The organism is Pontimicrobium sp. MEBiC01747 (assembly GCF_053601635.1).
Map to the genome: position 1 here is coordinate 1 of NZ_JBSHNS010000090.1, position 1,505 is coordinate 1,505.

2 protein-coding genes are annotated in these 1,505 nt (G+C 28.7%); both read right to left on the minus strand.

The window, feature by feature from the left end:
* A partial coding sequence (locus tag ACVC2P_RS01620; protein ID WP_452596738.1) for a hypothetical protein occupies positions 1 to 578 on the minus strand: 578 nt, incomplete at its 3' end.
* 157 nt (positions 579 to 735) lie between these two features.
* Positions 736 to 1,505 (minus strand): hypothetical protein (locus ACVC2P_RS01625; RefSeq protein ID WP_452596739.1); only part of this gene is annotated, 770 nt, incomplete at its 5' end.

Here is a 1,505-nt window from a genome sequence, read left to right on the forward strand (position 1 = left end):
TAATCGTTTTCTAATCGGTTTATTCTGTCGACAAAACACCTCAACTCTTCTTTCGTTTTTATAAGTGCTATTTTTAATTTTTCTCTATTTATTGAAATTTCGCTTTCATTCAATTCTGATAAGTCGAAAATTATATTATCACTTTTTTGTTTTATTATTGGTGTAGGATGTCCATTCCAAAAATAATCGTTTTCAGGGTCAATAATTCCTTCCCAAGATTCTATATCCCCTAAATTACCACAACATTGAGGAAATATTTTGTTTTTTCCATCTACCATCAATATAAACCCACCATCTAAAGGTTGAATATCATTGTCAGTTATTAATTTTACACTTTCAAATTCTTCAAAATAGTCTGCAATTATTTTTATTAAATTATTGTTTGGAATTTCATTTAGTTTGTAAAAAGACATTCCAGATTGGTAAGGTTTAAATTCTTCGTTGAAACTAGCCAGTAAAAAGTTTTCTTTATGACTATTATCCCATTCTTTAGGGAATTCTAAATAACTTCCATTCGGCGTTTTTACCTTCTCGTTATAATAATTTAATTCAATAACAGGTATTAGTTCTATATTCATTGGCTTTTCTTCAGCTTGAGCCTAAGGTATTTGTGTGTTATTTCGTTGCGTATTTCAGAAACTAATTTAGTAAATACAAACCAAATAGAAAATCCGAGAGGATTTTCGTAAGTAGGAGAGTATTTGCTATTAATTACATAAAACGTTAGCAAGTGCTTTACCATTTAGTTTTCAATATTGTTCCTACAGGGTATATGTCTTCATTTTCATCATAAAGAGTTGAATGACCATAACTAGAATTTTGGGTAGTGGAATCAATCTTTATCCAAAACATGTTATCTTCATTTTCAAATAACATTCCTTTTTGCACTAATTGATTCTCACCTTTATTTAATTTCACTACATATATAGAATATTCTTCTCCATATCCGGTCATTGTTTTCTGTACAATATTTTCTATTTTTAAGGTAATAGGTTCTTTTAAGAAATTCTTTTTCCATTTTTCAGGAATTTGATTTGTGTCAAACTCGCCATTAGAGTTTACTGTAATATTGTTTTCACAGACTAAGTATTTACCATGTACTTTTGGCTCTAAACCTGAATTTAAACAATTTGCAAGTCGAATATAATCGTTTTCAAGTTTTAAATCCCAACTATAATCAAACTCTTCAGAAATTAAATATTTAATGTTATTCCAGTTAATTGCTTTAAAAACTGTTTTAATTTTTAATGAGTCTGGTCCGTAAGGAATTTTCCTTTTTTTGGGTTTTAGTCTCATGTCCTCATGATATTCTATGAGTTCAATTTGTTTTGGAAGCAAAATTAGGGTTGTATTATGCATTTTATAAGTCCCAAAAACTCTTTTTCGTTCTCCATCACCAAAGCAACTAAGCGAATAATTTTCGTTTACGAAAGTACCATTGCTTAACAAATCAAGGCGTAAACCATAATTAAATCCATTGTAAGAATATTTCAAAGTGTCAATAG